18 protein-coding genes are annotated in these 21,021 nt (G+C 64.4%); 8 read left to right on the top strand and 10 right to left on the bottom strand.

Annotated elements, in window-relative coordinates; genetic code table 11:
• Positions 1–145: 145 nt before the first annotated feature.
• The gene (locus OUZ49_RS16085) at positions 146–2,659 is read left to right on the top strand and encodes a ribonucleoside-diphosphate reductase subunit alpha (RefSeq protein WP_266151580.1); all 2,514 of its coding nucleotides are present in this window, start codon (positions 146–148) and stop codon (positions 2,657–2,659) included.
• 131 nt (positions 2,660–2,790) lie between these two features.
• Here OUZ49_RS16085 and OUZ49_RS16080 read toward each other — a convergent pair whose 3' ends face one another.
• The gene (locus tag OUZ49_RS16080; RefSeq protein ID WP_266151579.1) at positions 2,791–3,087 is read right to left on the bottom strand and encodes a GIY-YIG nuclease family protein; all 297 of its coding nucleotides are present in this window, start codon (positions 3,085–3,087) and stop codon (positions 2,791–2,793) included.
• Positions 3,088–3,295: 208 nt separating this feature from the next.
• Between OUZ49_RS16080 and OUZ49_RS16075 the strand changes: the two genes are divergently transcribed.
• On the top strand, positions 3,296–4,321 hold the full coding sequence (locus OUZ49_RS16075) for a ribonucleotide-diphosphate reductase subunit beta (protein ID WP_266151577.1): 1,026 nt from the start codon (positions 3,296–3,298) through the stop codon (positions 4,319–4,321).
• Between the two features lie 31 nt (positions 4,322–4,352).
• Here the strand turns inward: OUZ49_RS16075 and OUZ49_RS16070 are convergent, their stop codons facing one another.
• The 3 genes from OUZ49_RS16070 to OUZ49_RS16060 form a co-directional block, all read right to left on the bottom strand.
• A complete protein-coding gene (locus OUZ49_RS16070) occupies positions 4,353–4,826 on the bottom strand; it encodes a bacteriohemerythrin (protein WP_266151575.1) in 474 nt (157 codons plus the stop codon).
• 181 nt (positions 4,827–5,007) lie between these two features.
• Positions 5,008–5,877 (bottom strand): prohibitin family protein, encoded by an 870-nt coding sequence (locus tag OUZ49_RS16065; RefSeq protein ID WP_266151574.1) that lies wholly within the window; start codon positions 5,875–5,877, stop codon positions 5,008–5,010.
• A 7-nt stretch (positions 5,878–5,884) separates the two neighbouring features.
• Positions 5,885–6,082, bottom strand: coding sequence for a hypothetical protein (locus OUZ49_RS16060; RefSeq protein ID WP_266151573.1), 198 nt, complete (start codon positions 6,080–6,082; stop codon positions 5,885–5,887).
• Between the two features lie 404 nt (positions 6,083–6,486).
• Here OUZ49_RS16060 and OUZ49_RS16055 point away from each other — a divergent pair, with 404 nt between their 5' ends.
• From OUZ49_RS16055 to OUZ49_RS16040, 4 genes are all read left to right on the top strand, one after another.
• Complete coding sequence (locus OUZ49_RS16055; protein WP_266151572.1) at positions 6,487–6,873, top strand: BlaI/MecI/CopY family transcriptional regulator; 387 nt, start codon at positions 6,487–6,489, stop codon at positions 6,871–6,873.
• A gap of 1 nt (position 6,874) precedes the next feature.
• Entirely contained in the window at positions 6,875–8,902 is a 2,028-nt protein-coding gene (locus tag OUZ49_RS16050; RefSeq protein WP_266151571.1) for a M56 family metallopeptidase, read from the top strand.
• A gap of 214 nt (positions 8,903–9,116) precedes the next feature.
• A complete protein-coding gene (locus tag OUZ49_RS16045; RefSeq protein ID WP_266151569.1) occupies positions 9,117–10,418 on the top strand; it encodes an ABC transporter permease in 1,302 nt (433 codons plus the stop codon).
• Between the two features lie 8 nt (positions 10,419–10,426).
• Positions 10,427–11,641, top strand: coding sequence for an ABC transporter permease (locus OUZ49_RS16040; protein WP_266151567.1), 1,215 nt, complete (start codon positions 10,427–10,429; stop codon positions 11,639–11,641).
• A 159-nt stretch (positions 11,642–11,800) separates the two neighbouring features.
• Here OUZ49_RS16040 and OUZ49_RS16035 read toward each other — a convergent pair whose 3' ends face one another.
• The 5 genes from OUZ49_RS16035 to OUZ49_RS16015 form a co-directional block, all read right to left on the bottom strand.
• The gene (locus OUZ49_RS16035; protein ID WP_266151565.1) at positions 11,801–14,137 is read right to left on the bottom strand and encodes a S9 family peptidase; all 2,337 of its coding nucleotides are present in this window, start codon (positions 14,135–14,137) and stop codon (positions 11,801–11,803) included.
• A gap of 118 nt (positions 14,138–14,255) precedes the next feature.
• Positions 14,256–14,588 carry a multidrug/spermidine efflux SMR transporter subunit MdtI gene (gene mdtI / locus OUZ49_RS16030; protein ID WP_266151564.1) on the bottom strand — a complete coding sequence of 111 codons (333 nt, stop codon included), beginning with the start codon at positions 14,586–14,588 and terminating at the stop codon, positions 14,256–14,258.
• Positions 14,578–14,943, bottom strand: a complete 366-nt coding sequence (locus tag OUZ49_RS16025) for an SMR family transporter (RefSeq protein WP_266151562.1) — start codon at positions 14,941–14,943, stop codon at positions 14,578–14,580. The genes mdtI and OUZ49_RS16025 overlap by 11 nt, the downstream gene beginning before the upstream one ends.
• Positions 14,944–15,229: 286 nt before the next feature.
• Entirely contained in the window at positions 15,230–15,598 is a 369-nt protein-coding gene (locus tag OUZ49_RS16020; protein WP_266151560.1) for a hypothetical protein, read from the bottom strand.
• A 225-nt stretch (positions 15,599–15,823) separates the two neighbouring features.
• A complete protein-coding gene (locus tag OUZ49_RS16015; RefSeq protein ID WP_266151558.1) occupies positions 15,824–16,972 on the bottom strand; it encodes an FAD-dependent oxidoreductase in 1,149 nt (382 codons plus the stop codon).
• 154 nt (positions 16,973–17,126) lie between these two features.
• Between OUZ49_RS16015 and OUZ49_RS16010 the strand changes: the two genes are divergently transcribed.
• Together OUZ49_RS16010 and OUZ49_RS16005 are read left to right on the top strand one after the other, a co-directional pair.
• Positions 17,127–19,169, top strand: a complete 2,043-nt coding sequence (locus OUZ49_RS16010; RefSeq protein ID WP_266151556.1) for an amidohydrolase family protein — start codon at positions 17,127–17,129, stop codon at positions 19,167–19,169.
• Between the two features lie 135 nt (positions 19,170–19,304).
• Complete coding sequence (locus OUZ49_RS16005; RefSeq protein ID WP_266151554.1) at positions 19,305–20,069, top strand: bestrophin-like domain; 765 nt, start codon at positions 19,305–19,307, stop codon at positions 20,067–20,069.
• A gap of 13 nt (positions 20,070–20,082) precedes the next feature.
• Here OUZ49_RS16005 and OUZ49_RS16000 read toward each other — a convergent pair whose 3' ends face one another.
• On the bottom strand, positions 20,083–20,982 hold the full coding sequence (locus OUZ49_RS16000; protein WP_266151552.1) for a LysR family transcriptional regulator: 900 nt from the start codon (positions 20,980–20,982) through the stop codon (positions 20,083–20,085).
• Positions 20,983–21,021 lie beyond the last annotated feature (39 nt).

Raw genomic sequence — 21,021 nt, 5'->3', positions numbered from 1 at the left:
GCGATGCGTGGTGACGGCTTCCGCGGGGAGGCGCGTCGATGCGCAGGGCGGCATGCCCTGTCGCTCGACCGTCCGTGGGATTCGCACTGTTTCAGCCCTGCGCGCGGGAGCAGGCGGTTGATGACCAGGCCTGGAGCGATGCCGCATGCAACCTATCGATACCACCTCGCGCGAGCGTACTGACGACCGCGCGGACGCCGCCGTTTTCCCTGCTGACGCCGTCGTGGCCGAGGCTTCACAGCCCGTCACGCCTGCCCAAACGGGTGGCGACGCGCCGTTTGCCCTGACTCCTCCACACAATCCTGGCCAGATGCGCGTCACCAAGCGCAACGGCGGCCAGGAGATTGTCGACGTCAACAAGATCGTGCGCGCGGTGACCCGCAGCGGCGAAGGCCTGCATGGCGTCGACCCGCTGCGCGTGGCGCTGAAGACCATCGGCGGCCTCTACGACGGTGCCACCACGCGCGAGCTGGACGAACTGTCGATCCGCACCGCTGCCGCGCTCACCGCCGAAGAACCCGAATACGGCCAGCTGGCCGCGCGCCTGCTCAGCGCCTATGTCGACAAGGAAGTGAGCGGCCAGGAAATCCAGAGCTTCTCCCAGTCCATCGCTCGCGGCGCCGAGCTTGGCATTCTCAATGCGCGCCTGCGCGATTTCGTCTCCACCAATGCGCGCAAGCTCAACGACGCGATCGATCCGCTCGCCTCGCGTCGCTTCGAATACTTCGGCCTGCGCACGGTGTACGACCGCTACCTGTTGCGCCACCCGCAGCTGCGCAAGGTGATCGAAACGCCGCAGTACTTCTTCATGCGCATCGCCTGCGCGCTGGGCGGCAACGAGATCGGTGAAACCCTGGAGCTGTATCGCCTGCTGTCGTCGCTGGAATACATCGCCAGCTCGCCCACCCTGTTCAATGCCGGCACCGCGCATGAGCAGTTGAGCTCGTGCTTCCTGCTCGACTCGCCGGCCGACTCGCTGGAGTCGATCTACGACAAATACGCCGACGTGGCCAAGCTCAGCAAGTTCGCCGGCGGCATCGGCCTCGCGTATTCGCGGGTGCGTTCGCGCGGCTCGCTGATCAAGGGCACGAATGGCCATTCCAACGGCCTGACGCCGTGGCTGAAGACGCTGGATGCCTCGGTGGCCGCGGTCAATCAAGGCGGCAAGCGCAAGGGCGCGGCCTGCGTCTACCTGGAACCGTGGCATGCCGACGTCGAGGAATTCCTCGAGCTGCGCGACAACACCGGTGACGAGGCGCGCCGCACGCACAACCTCAACCTCGCCAACTGGATTCCCGACGAATTCATGCGCCGGGTGGAGAGTGATGGCGACTGGTCGCTGTTCGATCCCAAGATCGTGCCGCACTTTGTCGACAGCTGGGGCGAGCGCTTCGAACAGGCCTACCGCGAAGCCGAAGCCAACGGCCTGGCCGCGAAGAAGGTGAAGGCGCGCGAGCTGTATGCACGCATGCTGCGCACGCTGGCGCAGACCGGCAATGGCTGGATCACCTTCAAGGACCGCAGCAACGCCACCAGCAACCAGACGGCGCGCCCAGAGAATGTCATCCACCTGTCCAACCTCTGCACCGAGATCCTGGAAGTGACCTCGGCAGAGGAAACCGCCGTGTGCAACCTGGGTTCGGTGAACCTAGCGCGCCATGTCGTCGATGGGGTGTTCGATTTCGACAAGCTTGCCAGCACCGTACGCACCGCCGTGCGCCAGCTGGATCGCGTGATCGATCTGAACTTCTATCCCATCGCCACCGCGATGACCGCCAACAGCAAGTGGCGTCCGGTCGGCCTGGGTGTGATGGGCATGCAGGACGTGTTCTTCAAGCTGCGCCTGCCGTTCGACTCCGCCGAGGCGCTGGCCTTGTCCACGCGCATCGCCGAAGAAATCTATTTCCATGCGCTGTCGCAGTCGAATGAACTGGCTGCGCAGCAAGGCGCCCATCCTGGCTTTGCCGAAAGCCGCGCGGCCAATGGCGAACTGCAATTCGACTATTGGAGCAATGCGCAGCCGCACGACCGCGCTCGCTGGGACGCCTTGCGCGAGGCGATCAAGGCCAAGGGCCTGCGCAACTCGCTACTGATCGCGATTGCGCCCACCGCCACGATCGCGTCGATCGCCGGTTGCTACGAGTGCATCGAGCCGCAGGTGAGCAACCTGTTCAAGCGCGAAACGCTGTCCGGTGACTTCCTGGTGGTGAACCGCTACCTGGTCGAGGAACTGAAGACGCTGGGCCTGTGGACCGGCGAAGTACGCGACGCCATCAAGCTGGCCGAAGGTTCGATCCAGGGCATCACGGCGATCCCGGAACGCCTGCGCAGCATCTATCGCACGGTGTGGGAGCTGCCGCAGAAGGCGCTGATCGATCTGGGTGCGGCGCGTGGCGCCTATATCGACCAGAGCCAGTCGCTGAATTTGTTCATGGAAAACCCGAACATCGGGCAGCTCAGCTCCATGTATATGTACGCCTGGAAGGCCGGCATCAAGACCACGTATTACTTGCGCTCGCGTCCGGCCACCAAGATTGCCAAGACCACGGTGGCGACGGCTGCGGCGGCGAAGGTGGTGCCGGTGGTGGAGCAGGAGGAGGCGACGGCTGCGGTGTTCTGTTCGCTGGAGAATCCGGAGTACTGCGAGGCGTGCCAATGACCCATCATCCCCGCGAAGGCGGGGATCCAGTGCCTCTCCTGCCAGAAGCTTAGAAAGCTGGATCCCCGCCTCCGCGGGGATGACGTTCATGGGAAGGACGGTCACTGGGAGGACGGTCACTGGGAGGACGTTCAAGAGCAGATTTCGGGGTAGAGATCGCGCCAATGGGGATTGCACGTTTCGATGAGGTCAGTTTTCCAGGCGCGCATCCATTTCTTGATGGCTTTCTCGCGGCGGATGGCCGACTCCATGGTTTCGTGCAATTCGTACGAGACCAGCCGATGGACGTGATAACGATGGGTGAAACCTTCCACGACACCGTGCCGGTGCTGCCAGATGCGGGCGGGCAAGTTGGACGTGACACCTGTGTACAGGGTGCCATTTCGGCCGCTGGCAAGAAGGTAGACGCAAGGTTGGCGTTCAAGCACGGAAACGGATCCGATTTGGCTCCGCCCGAGCTTGCCGTTGCCACCAACCCAATTCGACCGTCATCCCCGCGAAAGCGGGGATCCAGTGCCTTTCTCCGACGCAACGTGGCGGCGTGAGGGAAGTCGCTGGATTCCCGCTTTCGCGGAAATGACGAGCTAAAGAACAACAGCGCCGGACTCAGGGGCGCGACACAACAGGAAGAAACCTATGTCCGTCCAGTCCGACCGCAACCACCACATCCTCGACCCCGGCTTCGAACTCACACTGCGCCCCATGCGCTATCCCGAGTTCTACGAGATGTATCGCAATGCGATCAAGAACACCTGGACGGTGGAGGAAGTGGATTTCTCGCTCGACGTGACCGACCTGAAGTCCAAGATGTCCGAGGCGGATCGGCATCTGATCCATCGCCTGGTGGCGTTTTTCGCCACCGGCGACACCATCGTGGCGAACAACCTCGTCCTCAACCTGTACCAGCACATCAATGCACCGGAAGCGCGCATGTATCTTTCGCGCCAGCTGTACGAAGAAGCGCTGCATGTGCAGTTCTACCTTACCCTGCTCGATACCTATATTCCCGATCCGGCCGAGCGCAACAAGGCGTTCCATGCGATCGAGACCATTCCTTCGATCCGCCAGAAAGGCGAGTTCTGCTTCAAGTGGATCGATTCGGTGCAAAACCTGCATCGACTCGAAACGCGCGAGCATCGCCGCCAGTTCCTTCTCAATCTGATCTGTTTCGCCGCCTGCATCGAAGGACTGTTCTTCTTCGCTGCGTTTGCCTACGTTTACTTCCTGCGCTCGCGCGGCCTGCTGCACGGCCTGGCCTCCGGTACCAACTGGGTGTTTCGCGACGAAAGCTGCCATATGGCTTTCGCCTTCGACGTGGTACGCACCGTGCGATCGGAGGAGCCGGAGCTGTTCGACGATGCGATGCGCAGCCAGATCGAAGAGATGCTGGAGGAGGCGATCGCTTGCGAGACGCAGTTTGCCGAGGATGTGCTGTCCGGCGGCGTGGCCGGCCTGTCGGCGAAGGAGATGCGCCAGTACCTCGAGTATTGCGCCGACCAGCGCCTGACCCAGCTCGACTTGCCGAAGAAGTACGGTGCAAGGAACCCGTTCGACTTCATGGACCTGCAGGACGTGCAGGAGGTCACCAACTTCTTTGAACGTCGCGTTTCTGCCTATCAGGTCGGTGTACAGGGCGAAGTGTCGTTCGACATGGCGTTCTGATGCCAAGCGGCACTGAGGCAGACAGGCTGCCTCAGTGGCGCGTACCGCCAAAGAACCGCCTTAGCGCGTTCGCTAGCCAGCCGCCTTGGTGAGGTTCGCCGCCCACGTCGTGCATATGGCGCCGCACCGAATCGACGATGGCCTTGTCATCGTTGCGGATATGGTTGAACAGCCAATGGGACAGCGTGTGCAGCAGTTCCTTCGAAATATCCTCGCCGGCACGAAAGCGCAGGCGGTATTCGGAGACGCGCTTGACGAAGACTTCGTGCACGCGCTTGTGCGCCCGGCAAAACTCGTAGCCCGCGTCCTCCATGAGCGACTCTTCGAAGGTGAAGTGCGACAGCGTGTAATCCACCAGCTCGTCGAGGATGTCGCTGACTTCCTGTCGTTCACGGTGCTCCATGGCGTCATGCAGATGATTGATCATCTCCACGATGCGCCAGTGCTGATTATCGATCACCTTGATGCCGGTGTTGAGATCGTCCTGCCAAGCCATATAGGTCACGGTGCACTCTCCATTGTGCGTTAGTCCGGCCCATTGGCGGGCATCGGCGGCGCCCGTGGGATGACCTGCATCAAGCGCGGCGAAATCGCCCTGTGATCGCGGCACCACACCGCAGGCGCAGCGCGCCCCTTGCATGAGGAGCGGGCGAGGCCAGGCCCCTGCCCGCCCGACCCATGCTGGCTTACTTGGGCGGCACCTGGCCGCCCAGATTCACGAAGGGCAAGGCGCCACCGCCGTTATAGGTAGGCAGGTGGCCATCCCATTTCTCGATGGCCGACATCTGCACCACGTTCGGGTTCTGGCGCAGCGCCTCGCCTTTGAGCGAAATGGCCTTGGCCTCCGCCTCCGCGATGGTGAGCTGGGCCTGCGCGTTGCCCTGCGCTTCGGCTTCCACCTTCTGCGCCTCGGCCTGGGCCTGGGCCACCTCGTTCTGGCGTTGCTCGGCCATTTGCGTGGCCTGGATCTTGGCGTTGATCGACTGGACCACGTTCTCCGGCAGGCGCAGTTCGCCGATCCAGTAGATTTTCTCCACGGTGATGCCGACCGGCCCCACTTCGTCGGCGACGTCCTTCTGCACGGCTTCGATCAGGCTGGCCTTGCCCTTGCCGTAGACCGATTCGATGTCGAGACTGGAGGCGTCCTTCACCAGCGCGTCGCGGATCATGTTGCGCAGGTAGACGTCGGTGATTTCATCGATGCCCTTGCGGTACTTCTGGAAGATCAACGTCACCTTGGAGGGATCGATGTGATAGGTGATGCCCAAGTCGGCATTCACGGTCAGGCCCTGCGAGGTCTGGAAGCTGATCGACTCGTCGACCGGGCGCCCTTCGGAGGTGGAGCGGGTGAACGTATACGTCTGGGTGAAGGTGGGGAAGGTGTACATCTCATAGCCCCAACCCACCCAGTAGCGGCCCGGGGGCAGTTCGTGCAACGAGCCCTTGTCGTCGCCATACATCTGGAATTTCACGCCGACATTGCCTGCAGGCACCTTGGAACAGGCGGCCAGCAAGAACATCGAAAGCGATAACAACACGGTGACTACGCGTTTCATGACTTGATCATTCCTTGTGAGAGATAACCTGGCGCAGGACCACATAGCCCCACGCCACCAACACCACCAGCAGACCGATACCGACGAGCACGGCCGACGTGCGCGCGGCAGAAATCAGTTCCGGGCCGATCACCGCGACATAGACCAGCAGGCAGACGACGAACGGCCACCACCGATGCGCCAGCCAATTGACGAAGGTCTTCATGGATTTCCCCTTGGGTTGAACTCGGCGAAGAGCGCCGATCTGGATGTCCATCCGGCATGCGCCACCCGTCAGCGCGAGTGACACGCTGGTGGAGTTCACCGCCAGAGAATGATTGGGAGCGCTAGCCCGTCAGCTGCGGGACGCCGCGCGTAGGATCAGCGGATCTGACAACCTGTGGCCGCCTGGGATGACGAGCCGACTTTCGATCCGCCTTGAGGTACTTGTGGCCTTCATATAAGCGCACTCCAATGCGCGCCGCTGGATGAGGACGGCGCGAACTCTACTCCGTTTTTTGTGCGACGCAACAAGGATGTTACCGATACCTGGCCTGCCCATCGACCTATTGACTACACCTGTAGTCAGTGATTAGCTTGACTACAGATGTAGTCAAAAGGAATCGCGAAGTGGCCAAGCCATCCATCGGCGACCAGGAACTGGCGCTGCTGCAATACATCGCCGATCACAACAACGCCTCGGTCGGCGAAGTCGCCACCGGTTTTGGCGAACCACGCGGGCTGGCCCGCTCCACCGTGCTGACCATGATGGATCGCCTGCGCAGCAAGTCGTTTCTGCGCCGTCGGCAGGTCGATGGCGTGTATCGCTACAGCCCGTCCACCGGGCCGGGCGAAGTGATGCGATCGGCCGTGGGGCAGTTCGTGGAGAAGACGCTCAGCGGCTCGGTATCGCCGTTCGTCGCGTGGATGTCCGAGCGCGCCGAGGTCAGCGACAAGGAACTCGCCGAGCTGGAAGCGCTGGTGAGCCAGCTGCAGTCGCGCCGCAAGGAGACCTGAGATGAGCGCCCTCACCTCATTCGCCGACGTCGTCGTCGACCGTCTCGCCTGGACGTCCCTGCAGGCAGCCCTGCTCGCCGGTGGCATCTGGCTGGCTGGCCGCTACATGCCGCGACTGCCGGCTTCGACGCGTAGCCTGTTGTGGTGGCTGCTTGGCGTGCAATTGCTGCTTGGGCTGGTCGTGGCGTCGCCGCTGCAACTGCGCCTGCTGTCCCCTGCTCCCGCCACCGTTGCGGAAGCGCCGGTCGTGGTCGCGCCCAGCGCCCCCCTGGAACATCACTTCACCACCGTCGGCCGAGTCGCCGATGCCACCTCGACGCAGGCGGCTGACACGGCCGTCGTAGCGACCGCGCCGGAGGCCGGATCGACGCCGGTGAACTGGAAGCTCGCGCTGTTCGTGCTGTGGCTGGCTGGCGTGCTGGTGCAGGCGTTGTTGGCCTGGCGCCAATGGCTGGAAGCCCGCGCCGTGATGCGCAGCTCGCTGCCGATGAACGATCCGGCCCTGCAGGCCGCGTGTGCAAGACAAGCGAAGGCCATGGGCTTGCGTCGATGCCCTTCGCTGCGCGTGTCGCCTGTCATCGGATCGCCGCAGGTCACCGGACTATGGCGCACCACCGTGCTGCTGCCCGCGCATCAGAACCTTTCCGCGGAGGAATCCGCGCTGGCGCTAGCGCATGAACTGGCGCACCTGCGTCGTGGCGATCTGTGGATGGGCTGGGTGCCGGCAATGGCGCATCGGTTGTTCTTCTTCCACCCGCTGGTGGCGTGGGGCATGCGCGAGTACGCGCTGCATCGCGAAGCCGCGTGCGATGCCCAGGTGGTGCAACAGCACGATGCCGCCCCGCAGGATTATGGCCGCCTGTTGTTGCGGCTCGGCGTCGCTCATCCGCTGCACGCCGGCCTCGCCGGTGCCTCTCCCACCTTCAACAATTTGAAGAGGCGGTTGACCATGCTGCAGCAGAGTGCCCAGGACACCAGCTCAAGCGCACGCGGCTGGCTGCTGATCGTCCTGGTCGCTGCTGCGGGCGTGCTGCCGTATCGCGTCACCCGGGCGGCTTCCGAAGCCAGCAGCGCGGCACCGGCAGCAGCCGCCAGCGCGGCCCAACCCGCACCACAGGCCGTCGAAGTGACCCAGGCCGAGCCTGCCAAGGCGGCGAGTGCCGCCCCGACGGCGGGGAGCGCCACTGTGATGGAGACGCACCTCCATGCGCATACAAGCAGGGTGCCGCCGGTGCCGCCGACGCCACCCGTGCCGCTGACGCCGCCGATCCCAAGAACACCGCCGACGCCACCCACGCCCCCGACGCCGCCCGCGGATACGAATGGCCTGCACGCCAGTCATGTCGATATCGATATCGACAACGGCTCCAGGAACGGCTTCGCCCTGTTTGATCGTGATGCCGACAGCATCATGGTCAACGGTACGAGTGGCGATATCGAAGCGGCCAAGCGCGAGCGCAAGGCGAACGAATCCATGTTGTGGATACGTCGTGACCAGCAGGCTTATGTGATTCGGGACGACACCTATATCCGGCGCGCGCAGAACGTCTATGCACCGATGAAGGAAATGGCCCGGATGCAGGGTCGCCTGGCCACGGAACAAGGCCGCCTCGCCGGTGCCCAGGGCCGCCTGGCGGGCCAGCAAGGCGCGATGGCCTCACGCATGGGAGCACTTGCCGCCCGCGAGGCCCAGCTCGAATCGCAACGTGGCGTATTGGAAGCCCAACGCGCCGCGCTGGAAGCGCAGTCGTCCGTGCCCGCGACGGCGCTGCGCCAGCTCGATGCGCAAACGCGCGCACTCGATAATCAGATCAAGGCGCTTGCCGACAGGCAGCGGGAGCCGCGCGAGGAACAAGCCTTCGCGCAACAACAGGCGGATCTCGAGCGCCAGCAAGCCGATCTCGAACACCAGCAGCAGGCGTTGGAGAAACAGCAGCGCGAGGTGTTCGCCAAGGCCGACCGCGACATGCAAAGCCTGATGACCGAGGCCATTGCCAAGGGTGCGGCGCAGCCGGTAAGCGCGCACTGAAGAAAGCCGAGGATAGCCTCGCGCTGAGCACGAGCCGGTAGCGGCCACCCTAGCCGGGGCCGCTATCGCATAACGCCGACACGCATATCCATCCTGGTCGCTCCCCGTAAGGAGAGCGGGATAGGAAGCTGCACCTCAAGCTCCCTGACGGCATCGTCGCGCGCTCCCTCGGCGACGCATCGCCCGGGAGCTCACGCCCCACGGAGGCAACGCGATGTTCCACTACTACGTTTCGATGGCGTTGCGCAGCCTGCGCCTGAGCAAGGCGCAGACCGCGCTGATGGTCCTGGTGATCGGCCTGGGCATTGGCGCCAGCATGACCATGATCACCGTCTTCCATGCGATGTCGGGTGATCCCTTGCCCGGGCGCAGCGCGACGCTGTATGTCCCGGCGATCGATGCGCGCCCGCTTGCCACCACACGCAACGACGCATCTCCGCCGGACGGCAACCTCACCTGGCCCGACGCACAGGCGCTGTTGCGCGCGGCCAGGGCCGACCGTCAGGCCGCGATGACGGGCGGCTCCGCACCGGTGCGATCGACACGCGCGGGTGAGTCGCCGGTGTATGAAACAGGGCATTACGTCACCTCCGATTTCTTCCGTATGTTTGGCGCGCCGTTCAGCGCCGGCAGCGGTTGGCGCGCGCAGGACGATGAGCAACGCGCGAGAGTAGTGGTGCTCAACAGCGGCCTCAGTCGCAAGCTGTTCGACGGCGCATCGGCCGTGGGGCGCACGGTGCGCTTGAAGAACACGGACTTTCGCGTGATTGGCGTGGTGGACGACTGGCATCCGCGGCCGCTGTTCTATGCGCAGCTCGACAGTCGCGCATTCGGCCGCAGCGATGAATTCTTCGTGCCCCTGCAAACGGCGATGGACCTGGGCCTGGACTTCAGCGGCCGCTTCTCGTGCTGGGGCAATGCCGGCGACGGACGCACCAGCGATCACTGCATCTGGCTGCAGTTCTGGGTCCAGCTCGACAGTCCGGCCAAGGCGCGGGACTACCGAGCCTTCCTCGCCGATTACTGGCGCGAGCAGCAGGCGCATGGACGCTTCCCGCGGCCGGTAGAGCCCGGGCTTTACGACCTGATGGGCTGGCTCGCTTACCAGCATGTGATCCCCGACGACCTGCGCCTGCAGCTGTCGTTGTCACTGGGCTTCCTGGCCGTGTGCATGCTCAACGTGGTGGGACTGCTGCTTGCCCGCTTCCTGCGCCGCGCCAGTGAGATCAGTGTGCGGCGTGCGCTGGGCGCCCGCCGGCGCGACATCTTCCTGCAACTCGGGGTGGAGGCCTCCGTGATCGGCCTGGCCGGCGGCGTGCTCGGCCTGGTCCTGGCCTGTGCCGGCCTATGGAGCGTGCGCCAGCGACCCGATGGTTACGCCCAGCTCGCGCACCTGGACCTGAGCATGTTGATGGGCACCTTCGTGCTCGCGGTGATCGCCAGCGTGCTGGCCGGACTGCTGCCGGCCTGGCGCGCCTGCCGCATCACCCCCGCCCTGCAATTGAAGACACAGTGAGGCCCACCATGCGTCGCTCCCCCATGCTCGCCAGCCTGACCCGACACAAGCTCACCGTGTTGCTGCTGATCCTCCAGGTCGGCTTTACCTGCGCCATCGTCTGCAACGTCGCGTCGATGATCGGCCACCGCACCACCCAGATGCGCCAGCCCAGCGGCGTGGCCGAAGACGAACTGGTGATGCTGGAAAGCATCAGCGTGGACGAACACAACGACCCGCTGGTTCGCCACACCAGCGACCTCGCGGCGCTACGGCAGATTACCGGCGTGACCGCGGCCGTCGCCGTCGATGCGCTGCCGTTCAACAGCAACAACTGGAGCAATGGCATTGCCACCGAGCCTGGTGGCAATGCCGCCGTCACGGCGACGGCGTTCAACGGCACGCCAGGCGAACGGCAGGCGCTCGGCCTGCGTCTGGTCGCCGGCCGCGACTTCCTGCCCGACGAATACCTTCCTATCGACAGCGCGCACGACTGGTCGGGCATTAACCACGTCGCCGCCACCATCATCACGCGGGCGCTGGCCGACCGGCTGTTCCCCGGCCAGGATCCTTTGGGCAGGCTGATCTATCCAGGCGACGGTCCGGTGCGCATCGTGGGCGTCGTCGACCACCTGCTGCGTCCGACCCTGGACGAAAGCGCCGGCAACGACTACAGCACCCTGCTGCCCTTGCTGCCCGACAGCGGCAACGTGATCTATGTGCTGCGTAGCGCACCGTCCGAACGCGGACGTGTACTGAAGCAGGCGACCGAGGCGCTCACCCGCCTCAACAGCAACCGTGTACTGCGCCATGGGCAGACATTCGAGCAACTGCGGGCGGACTACTTTTCGCGTGATCGCAGCATGATCGGCCTGTTGCTGGCCGCGGCCGGTGGCCTGTTGCTGGTGACCGCCGCGGGCATCGCCGGCCTGGCCAGTTTCTGGGTACAGCAGCGACGGCAGGCGATCGGCATCCGCCGCGCCGTGGGCGCCACGCGCGAGAACATCCTGCATTACTTCCAACTGGAGAATTTCCTGATCGTCAGCGGCGGCATTGTGCTGGGGGTGGTGCTCGCCTTTGCGCTCAACCTCGTGTTGATGGAGCACTACGCGTTGCGGCGACTGCCGTGGTTCTACTTGCCGACGGGTGCGGTCGCGCTGTGGCTGCTGGGGCAGCTGGCCGTGCTCGGGCCGGCGCTGCGTGCGGCGGCGGTGCCGCCGGTGGTGGCGACCAGAGGTGGGTGAAGCGTTCACTAACTCCCTCTCCCCTTTGGGGAGAGGGTTGGGGTGAGGGGCCAATCTTGCGGGAGCGCTTCGACGAAAGCCGCTTCTTTTGAAACGGTACCGCGAGCACCCACCCCTCACCTCGGTCCTCTCCCCAGCGGGGAGAGGAAGACCAGCGCGCTAGTCCTTCGGCGGCTTCATCGTGTATTCCCTTGGCGGCGTATCGCCGGCAAGGTTGCGCACGAAGTAGTCCCAGCGCTTGCGCATCATGTAGTTCGCGGCGGCGCCGTAGGCGTGATGCGCATTGGGAATCAGCAGCAGGTCGAAGTCCTTGTTGGCCTTGATCAGCGCATCGACCACCAGCAGGGTTTCGTACGGCGGCACGTTGTCGTCCATGGTGCCATGGGCCAGCAGCAGATGGCCCTTGAGGTCGGCGGCGTGGCTCTGGTTGGCCTGGTCGTCGTAGTTGCTCTTGCCGTCCTTGTCGGTGACCAGTAGGCCCTGCCACTTCTCCGCCCAGTCGTCTTCGTAGTTGCGGTTGTCGTGGTTGCCGCTTTCGGCGATGCCAACCTTGAAGAAGTCCGGGTAGCGGAACATCGCGTCCGCCGTGGCGTTGCCGCCGCCGGAGTGGCCCCAGATGCCAACGCGATCAAGATCGATCCACGCGTGCTGCCGGCCCAGCTCCTTCAGCGCGGCCACCTGGTCGGGCAAGGTGTTGTCGCCGATATTGCCGAAATACGCGTCATGGAAGGCCTTGGAACGGCCCGGCGTGCCCATGCCGTCGATGGCGACGACGATGAAGCCCAGTTCGGCCAGCGCCTGATGATCGACACGGGCCGGGTTGAAACTGCGTGTGCCCACCGAACCGGTCTGCGGTCCCGGATAGACGTAATCAACGATCGGATACTTCTTGCTCGGATCGAAATGCGTCGGCTTGAACATCAGGCCGTACAGTGTGGTCTTGCCATCACGTGCCCTTACCGTGAACGGCTCCGGCGGCTGCCAGCCGGTGGCACTCAGGCGCGCGATATCGGCCTTGGCGATGCTATTCACCACGTGGCCGTCGTCCGCGCTGCGCAGCACGGTGATCGATGGCGTGGTCGGGGTGGAATAAGCATCGGCGAACAGGCGGCCGTCGGGCGACAGGGTGATTGTGTGGTCGGCCGGTTCCGGCGCCAGAAGAGTCGGTTCGCCACCGTCCAGGCTCACCTTGTAGAACTGCTGGTAATACGGATCGACGCCTTGCTGACGACCCACGCCGCGGAACCACAGCGTGCGCGTCTTCGGATCGAGCCTGAGCACTTCGGTGACATTGCCTTCGCCGGTGGTGATGGCGTGCTTGAGCTTGCCGGTGCCCAGGTCGTACAGGTAGAGGTTGCCCCAGTTGTTGCGCTCGCTGAACCAGACGACCTCGTTGCTGCCCGGGAGGTACTGCCAGTTGACCTTGCCGTCGCCGCTTTCGTAATAGGTGGGAACGCTCTCGTCGAACACCGTGCGCACCTCGCCGGTCGCGGCGTCGGCAACGCGGAACCAGGCCTGCTTGTGATCGCGCGACGAGGATACGAAGGCCAGCGTGCGTGCATCGGGCGCCCATTGCACATCGTCCCAGCCACCATCGCGACCGCAGCTCACGTCATCGCACAAGGTGGAGCGATGCTGGTCCGGCGGCATTTTCAGGCGCAGCACCTTGTGGCTGTCCACGCCGACGATCACGCGCTCGATCATGGTCACGTCCTTGTCGCCGACCAGCGGGTACTTCCACTTCTCCACCTTGGGATGGCCGACATTGGTGCCGACCAGCACCATGTCGCCGGTCTTGCGCTGGTCCTGCTGGAAGGTGGCGATGTGCTTCGAATCGGGCGACCACACCAGGATGGCCTTGTTGCTGTGCTTCCAGCCGGCGTTGTCGGTGGCATAGCCGAAGTTCTCCACGCCATCGAGGGTGAGCTCCGTTTCCTTGCCGGTGGCCACGTCGCGCACCCACAGGTTCCAGTCGCGTACGAAGGCTTCGCTGCGCTTGTCCGGAGACAGCACGCCGGGCTCGCTGCCGACGCCTTCCGCGTTGTCGTCCTTGCCCGCCGTGCAGACCGTCGTAGCGCGGAGCTCGCACAGGTAGTGCTTGCCGCGCAAGTTGACGTCGAGTCGACCATCGGCCATCACGCCGAAGTTGGTGAGGCCGAGCTTGTTTGCGTCCACCGGCTTGTCGAGCAGTTTGCCCAGCGCCTTGGCGAGACGGGCCTGATCGAACGCGGCCTCGGTCTTGCCCGTGGCGGTGTCAAAGCGCAGGTAGCGATCGCCGCGGGCATCGTGGTCGCGGTACCAGAAGTGATCGTTGTCCAGCCAGGTCACGCCATGCACCGCGTGGTCGACCAGCGGCGTGGTGTTGTAGCCCACGAAGCGCTCGGCCCGGGCGTAGTCGTCGGCCGTCAAGGTCTTGCCCTGCGCAGCCACCCCTGCCGATAGCGTACTCATCACCAACGCGCCGATCAGGCGCGAGCTGCGTGTCGTCAAAACCATGCCAACTCCCCGGATAATCCACTGCATGCAGACGCCAGACCTGGCGCCTACTGTAACCTTTCATCGTAGCGTCGCCACGACGCGCGGACCCCTGCCATAGGTCGGGGGCGAGGCAAGCCTAGGCGAACTTCATCAGGTAGACACCGAACATGATGAGCCCCAGGCCCAACCAGCCGGAACGGCGCAGGTGCTCGTGGAATACGGTAATGCCCAATACCGCCGTGGCGACCAGGCCCACGCCACCCCACACACCGTAAGCCACCGACAGCTGGATCCCTCTGACCGCGAAACTGAGCGCTGTGAACGCCGCCAGTGCACAGGCGATCGCCGCGACGGCGGGGCGCTTGTAGGTGAAACCATGCGAGACCTTCATCAGGACGTTCGCGGCGATTTCCAGCACGATGGCAATGGCGAGATAAAGCAGATGGATGGGCGCAAACTCAGGCAGCATGATCGTCCCCCGCGCGTACGGGGGCAGGTGCCTCCTCGGTGCCACGCTCGAGCAACACGATGCCGCCAATGATCAGGGCAATGGCCACCAGCTTCACCGGCTTCAGGTCTTCGCCGAACAGCCATGCGCTGCATAGCGTGATCAGCACCAGGCCCAGGCTCTCCCACATGCCATACGCCACCGCCAGCGGGATGCGCTTGATGGCCATCGCCAGCGAGGTGTACGAGAGCACCAGCATCACGAACATCACCGCCAACCCGGCGGCACGCGAGCCCTGGTGGGCGCCGTACTTCATCGCCACCGTACCGATCACCTCGGTGATGATGGCGGCCGCCATGAATAGCCAGTAGCGCACGCGGTTCTCCCAGGGCTGCGGTGGCTACATCGTAGCGCCTGCGTGCTGTGTTTCGGCCAGTGGAATGCGCGGGGTGCTGCCGGGGTGGCGCGGATCGCTTCCGGTCTGCGGTCGCCTTTAAGGCGATATTGAGGAGCCGCGAACTGTCCCGTCGTTCCCGCGAAAGCGGGAGTCCAGTGCCTTTGTCTCTAGTGGACCGAAAATCCCTGGATTCTCGCGTTCGCGGGAATGACGAGTCTTTCGAGGTTCCTTGGAGGTTTTGCTTGCGGAGAGAGGGCAACCGCGCTCAGCGCAAATGCAACCAATGCAGGTGCACGCCGTTGGCGCGATCCTCGGCACGAAAGCCCTCGCGACCCTCGGCCACGATGCCCCACACGCTGCGTATGCTCACGCCCTGCGCTTCGTCGACACGGACGTGTTCGCCCAGCTCGATCGGAAAGCGCGTCTCGATCATCATCACCTGATCACGCTCCCACACCAGGATGGCCGGGCGGGCCGTGGTGGCGCCCCAGCCCATGTGGATCTGCACGTCCTTGGGTGCATAAGTGCCGCGATTGTCGAGCTTCCAGGCTTCGGTCTTGCGCAGCAGGGCTTCCAGGCGCGGGTCGCTCCAGTCCACGCGATTGCCTTTTGCTTGATGCTTGTGAGCGTTCATACAGATATACATCCCATGGGACTGCGTGCAGCCGACCGTCATCCACCGGCGCCTCGTCCATCACCTCGGCAGCCGGCGGGCCGTGTCCGCACACAGGCCGAGCCGCCGGCGACATGCCGAGTACGGATTGCGCGCGTTCTCCGTTATCGGCCACGGGCAGGCCGACTTTAGGGAGGATGCCGACCAGACCGTGCACCGCAGCGGGTCGACCGCAGCACGGGTCGCCTAGGGACGCGTCTTCAGGGGATGGTCAAGGCCACCCACGGTGCGCAGCATCAGCTGTCGTGCCAGGGTCAGGTGGGCGGCCAGCGGCACCACTTCATCACGGACCCGGCGCAGCCAGGTGGGTCGCCCATGCACCAGGCGGGTGATCGCGCCAATGCGTCGTACGACATCCTTGTGCACGGCGTGCCGAAGCACGGCATAGTCGTGCAGTCGCGCCATGTCTCCCGCCAGCGCATCGGCGGCACAATCGGCGTAGACGTACGCATCTTCGATGCCGAGGTTCATGCCACGCGCACCGATCGGCGAATGGATATGCGCCGCGTCGCCACCGAGTGCAACACGACCTTGCGCCGCCTTCGCGGCCACGCGGTGACCGATGCGAAATTCCGACTTCCAGGCGACCGGCCCCAAGGTGCTGGTACGACGCAAGGCCGCGAGCGGGTCGTCGCCATTGCCGATCACACGCCACAGGCCGGCCTGCAAGCGCAGCAGGAAGATGAAGCCATCCGGTTCGAACATGATGTGGGCGTGCCAGGGGTCGAGCGGCGTCTCCAGCTGCACATCCCACAATTTCCAGGGTTCGGGAAGCTCGCTACCGGCGAAGTCGAGCCCGAGCGCATGGCGCGTCGTACTGTGCGCGCCATCGGCGCCGAGCAGCAGCTGGCTTTTCACGGCTTCCGTGTGGCCGTCCATATGTACAAGCGTCGATGTCACCTGCCGCTCGTCCTGCGCCAGCGCTTTCAGGCTGACGCCGCGCTCGACATTCACGCCTTGCGCCTGCAAGGCCTCGGTCAGCAGCGCCTCGGTACGGGCCTGCGGCAACACCGTCATGGCACGTGGTGACCCGAGCGTCGAGGGCAGGTCGAACGAGAGGATCTCCTTGTCCCCCTGGTGCAGGGTGGCGCCCCTCGCCGACCAGCCTTGCGTGACGATGCGGTCGGATACACCCGTGTCCTGCAGCATGTCGAGCGTGCGGCTGTTGACGGCCAATGCCTTGGAATTCACCGAAGGCTGCGGCGCCGCGTCGACGATGCGCACGGCAATCCCGCGCCGCGCGAGAAACAGGGCCGCCGCCAGCCCGGTAGGGCCGGCGCCGGCAATCAACACGGCCGCGCTGGTGGCGCTCTGAATGTCGTTCGGCAGACCCATCGATGTGACGCCAGGTGTTGACCGGCCGTAGTGTGCCGCCAACCCGCGTTGCCCCGACGTCAACGCTACCTATGCCATCAGGCACCCCCAAATCTCACTTCTACCGGGATCGTCACTCACCCATACTCGGCGCGAACCCATCGGAGGCTTTCCCATGCGCGCCCCGCTCGTCGTGTTCGCCTTGAGTTTCGCCCTGCCCTGTCTCGCCGGCACCCCTACGCCCACCGAGCAGCTGGCCACTCCACCTTCCAACGCACAGCACTTCACCATCATGTCGACGGCCGGCAAGCACGGCACCTCGGCCCGCTGGACCGCCGCCGATGGCACCCACATGGGCCGCGAAAGCATGGTGCTGCGTGGCCAGGTATTTGAAATGGATAGCGCGGCCACCACCGGTGGCGATGGCATGTTCAATCACGTGACCATTCGCGGCCACATCCCGCAAGGCGATGCCGCGGAGACGTTCGCGGTGAAAGACGGCACCGCCACCTGGACGAGCCAGGTGGATGCGGGCTCCGCACCGTACAAGGCGGCCGCCGAATACGTGAGCTTTGGCGGACCGATGGACCTCACTGCCGACATGCTCGAAAAGTTGCTCGCGTCGCCCAGCAAGTCGATGGCGCTGCTGCCCGGAGGCCAGGCCCATGCCGAAGTACTCACTACCGCCACCGTAGGGGAGGGCGCCAGCAAGAAGAAAGTAACGGCTTATGCGATCACTGGTATCGCCAACACGCCGATTCCGGTATGGGCCGATGCGTCGGGCAAGTTCTTCGCCTTCGTGGACGGACTCTCGTGGATGCCGGTCGGCTACGAAAGCGCACAGCCGGTGCTGGAAAAGGCGCAATCGGACGCCTTGGCGCTCAGTTCGAAGGCGCTGGTTCCCAAGCTGTTGAAGACGCCCACGGGCCCGGTGGCCTTCACCAACGTGCGCGCCTTTCTCGACGGCACGCACTTTGCGGATGGCCAGACCGTGCTGGTGGACAAGGGTGTGATCACCCAGGTCGGCGCGGCCGCGTCGGTCAGCGTGCCGAAGGATGCGCAGGTGATCGACGGCAAGGGCAAGACCCTGGTCCCTGGCCTATGGGATTCGCACCAGCACGTGCCTGACGATGCTGCCGGCCCGATGTTGCTGTCGCTCGGCATTACCTCCGTACGTGACCCCGGCAATATCAACGAACTCACCATGGCGCGCGCGGCGCGGCGCGCGAAGGGCGAGCTGCTGGGCCCGAAGGTCTATCCGTCCTCGCTGATTGACGGCAAGGGCCCGAATACCGCCCAGGTGGCCAGCGTGGCGACGTCGCAGGACGAAGCTCTGGCCCTCGTGCGCAAGGCCAAGGCCGATGGTTTCGATGCAATCAAAATCTACGGCACCTTCAATCCGGCCTGGGTCTCCGCCACGGCGGCGGAGGCGCATCGACTCGGCCTGCATGTGCATGGGCATCTTCCCGCCGGCATGCGGCCCAGCGAGGCCATCGCCGATGGCTATGACGAAATCACCCACATCTACTTCGTGATGATGCAGGCGATGCCCGATTCGGTGGTGAAGGTGTCCAACGGCATGGCGCGCTTCGAAGGCCCGGGCCGCTATGCGAAGGATGTCGACCTCACCAAGGAGCCGATGAAGTCGCTGATCGCCAGCATGGCGCAGCACAAGATCACCTCGGACCCGACCCTGGTCGTGGCCGAAAGCCTGTATGTACCGGAGAACGGCGATCTCTCGCCGGCGTACGCACCCTTTGTGGGCACCTTGCCGCCAGCGGTCGAGCGAGGCTTTCGCCAGGGCGGATTCGCGGTACCCAAGGACCTGACCCGCGCCGACTATCGCGCCAGCTTTGCCAAGTTGCAGGCCCTGGTGGCCGCCATGCATAAGGCGGGCGTGCCGATCGTGGCCGGCACCGATGGTTCGGGACTGGAACTGGTGCGCGAGCTTGAACTCTACGTGCAGGCCGGCTTCACCAACGAAGAAGCACTGGCCAGCGCTACGCTGGCGACTGCGCATCTGGTGGGCGCGGACCAGCGCACTGGCAGCATCCGGGTCGGCAAGTCGGCCGACCTTGTACTGGTCGACGGCAACCCGGCGGTGAACATCGGCGACCTGCGCCATACCGATGTGGTGATGATGGAAGGCAAGCTGATGGACGCCAATGCGCTGCGCACGGCCGGCGGCATCAGCAAGCGCCCGGCGTACCAGGACTAAGCGGCAGCGGGACCTCCCAGGAACGGATGCTCGACGCGGCCCAGCCGCAGTGGCAATGTTTGCACAAGGCCGGAGACGCCATCCCGGCCTTGCGCAGCCACCGGGCCTGGGCTGGGTCCGCTGGGGAGGGTGTCCATGACGCAGCACCTGCTGATCTTCCTGCTCATTTTCATCAGCGTGTTCGGTTGTGCGCTGCTTGGCATGCATATGCGCACCCGCCTGCCCAATCACCACCTCGATGACGAGTCGGCCACCGCGATCAAACTTGCCACCGGCCTTATCGCCACGATCGTCGCGCTGGTGCTGGGCCTGCTGATCTCCTCGGCCAAGAGTTCCTTCGACACGGTCAGTGGCGATCTGAAGCGCACCGCGGTCGACATCGTTCGGCTGGATCGCGCGCTGGCGCAATACGGGCCCGAGGTGCAGTCACTGCGCGAGCAGCTCAAGCGCAGCTACGGCATCTGGATCGACATCCTGGCCTCCGGCAATTCGGTGACGCTAGAGACGATGGACAGTCCACAGATGCAGAACCGCATCGACGATTTTCAGCGCCGGCTGGCGGAACTAGCGCCAACCAGCGCGAACCAGCGGCAGCTGCAGCAGCGCGCGCTGGGAATTTCCGAGGAGTTGTTCTCTGAACGCTGGCTGGCCTTTATGCATAAAAGCGGCGCCATTCCGATGACCTTGCTGATCGCGTTGGTGTCGTGGTTGTGCGTAATCTTCGGCACCTACGGCTTGCTCGCCCCGCGTAACGGCACCGTGATGTTCTTTTTCCTGTTGTGCGCGCTGTCTGCGTCGGGTGCCATCTTCGTGATCCTGGAGATGAATACACCGCTCACCGGCATCGTCAAGGTGTCAGTGACGCCGATGCGCGATGCCTACTCGCAATTGGGACAATGAACGATCGCGCCAATCAGCGCATGTCGCGCAGCTGTTCGGCGACCCAATCGATGAAGACGCGCAACCGCAACGGCAATTGGCGTTGCGATGCAAAGACCACACTGATCGGCATCGGCGGCGGTGGCGTAGCTGGCAGCAGTTCCACCAAGGCGCCACGCGAAAGCTGGTCGACGATGCGATAGGCCGGCAGTTGGGCGATGCCCAAGCCGGCTTCGCAGCAGCTGAGATAGGCATGCGCACCGTTGACGGTGACCATCGATGGAAGCGGCACTTCGCGCATCCGCTTGCCGACCATGAATTCGAGCGGCGTCACGCGACGCGTCGTCGGCGAAGCCCAGTTCACGGCCAGGTGGCCGTCCTGCAGCTCCGCCAAGGTCAGCGGTATGCCTTGCCGACGCACATAATCAGCACTGGCCACGGTGACCTGGGACAACGTGGCAACGCGGCGCGCCACCAGGCTCGAGTCGGACAGTTCACCGGAACGCAGGACGCAGTCCACGCCCTCCTGCACCAGATCGATGAAGCGGTCGCTGGTGCTGATCTCCAGCTCGATCTGCGGATAGCGGGCAAAGAAGTCCGGCAAGGCGGGGATCAGGATCGTGCCTGCCGCCGTCGAGGGCAGGTCCACGCGCAACTTGCCCTTGGGCACCGAGGCGGCTTCGCGAAAATCGGCCTCCACCGCATCGAGGTCAGCCAGCAGGCGCACACAGTGGTTGTAGTAGAACTCGCCGTCGCGGGTGGGCCGCACGCTGCGCGTGGTCCGCTGCAGCAGGTGCGCGCCCACGCGCTCCTCCAGCCGCTTGATCGTATGGGTCAGGGTGGCGCGCGGCAGGCTCAAGTCGTCGGCGGCACGAGTGAAACTGCCCAGTTCCACGATCCGCGTGAAGACCCGCATGGCTTGCAGTCGGTCCATGGTGATTGTTGGCATTTTTGGCAACAGATATGGCGATTA

The sequence above is a fragment of the Dyella halodurans genome (assembly GCF_026283925.1).
In the GTDB taxonomy this organism is placed as follows: Bacteria; Pseudomonadota; Gammaproteobacteria; order Xanthomonadales; family Rhodanobacteraceae; genus Dyella; species Dyella halodurans.
Note: the sequence above shows the minus strand (reverse complement) of the source record. Positions and strands in the feature narration are given on the sequence as shown.

What these genes read in the sequence shown, in the direction of transcription:
- OUZ49_RS16085 (WP_266151580.1), top strand. Translation starts at nt 146, where the DNA reads ATGCAACCTATCGATACCACCTCGCGCGAGCGTACTGACGACCGCGCG.
- OUZ49_RS16075 (WP_266151577.1), top strand. Translation starts at nt 3,296, where the DNA reads ATGTCCGTCCAGTCCGACCGCAACCACCACATCCTCGACCCCGGCTTC.
- OUZ49_RS16065 (WP_266151574.1), bottom strand. Translation starts at nt 5,877, where the DNA reads ATGAAACGCGTAGTCACCGTGTTGTTATCGCTTTCGATGTTCTTGCTG.
- OUZ49_RS16060 (WP_266151573.1), bottom strand. Translation starts at nt 6,082, where the DNA reads ATGAAGACCTTCGTCAATTGGCTGGCGCATCGGTGGTGGCCGTTCGTC.
- OUZ49_RS16050 (WP_266151571.1), top strand. Translation starts at nt 6,875, where the DNA reads ATGAGCGCCCTCACCTCATTCGCCGACGTCGTCGTCGACCGTCTCGCC.
- OUZ49_RS16045 (WP_266151569.1), top strand. Translation starts at nt 9,117, where the DNA reads ATGTTCCACTACTACGTTTCGATGGCGTTGCGCAGCCTGCGCCTGAGC.
- OUZ49_RS16040 (WP_266151567.1), top strand. Translation starts at nt 10,427, where the DNA reads ATGCGTCGCTCCCCCATGCTCGCCAGCCTGACCCGACACAAGCTCACC.
- OUZ49_RS16035 (WP_266151565.1), bottom strand. Translation starts at nt 14,137, where the DNA reads ATGGTTTTGACGACACGCAGCTCGCGCCTGATCGGCGCGTTGGTGATG.
- mdtI (WP_266151564.1), bottom strand. Translation starts at nt 14,588, where the DNA reads ATGCTGCCTGAGTTTGCGCCCATCCATCTGCTTTATCTCGCCATTGCC.
- OUZ49_RS16020 (WP_266151560.1), bottom strand. Translation starts at nt 15,598, where the DNA reads ATGAACGCTCACAAGCATCAAGCAAAAGGCAATCGCGTGGACTGGAGC.
- OUZ49_RS16015 (WP_266151558.1), bottom strand. Translation starts at nt 16,972, where the DNA reads ATGGGTCTGCCGAACGACATTCAGAGCGCCACCAGCGCGGCCGTGTTG.
- OUZ49_RS16010 (WP_266151556.1), top strand. Translation starts at nt 17,127, where the DNA reads ATGCGCGCCCCGCTCGTCGTGTTCGCCTTGAGTTTCGCCCTGCCCTGT.
- OUZ49_RS16005 (WP_266151554.1), top strand. Translation starts at nt 19,305, where the DNA reads ATGACGCAGCACCTGCTGATCTTCCTGCTCATTTTCATCAGCGTGTTC.
- OUZ49_RS16000 (WP_266151552.1), bottom strand. Translation starts at nt 20,982, where the DNA reads ATGGACCGACTGCAAGCCATGCGGGTCTTCACGCGGATCGTGGAACTG.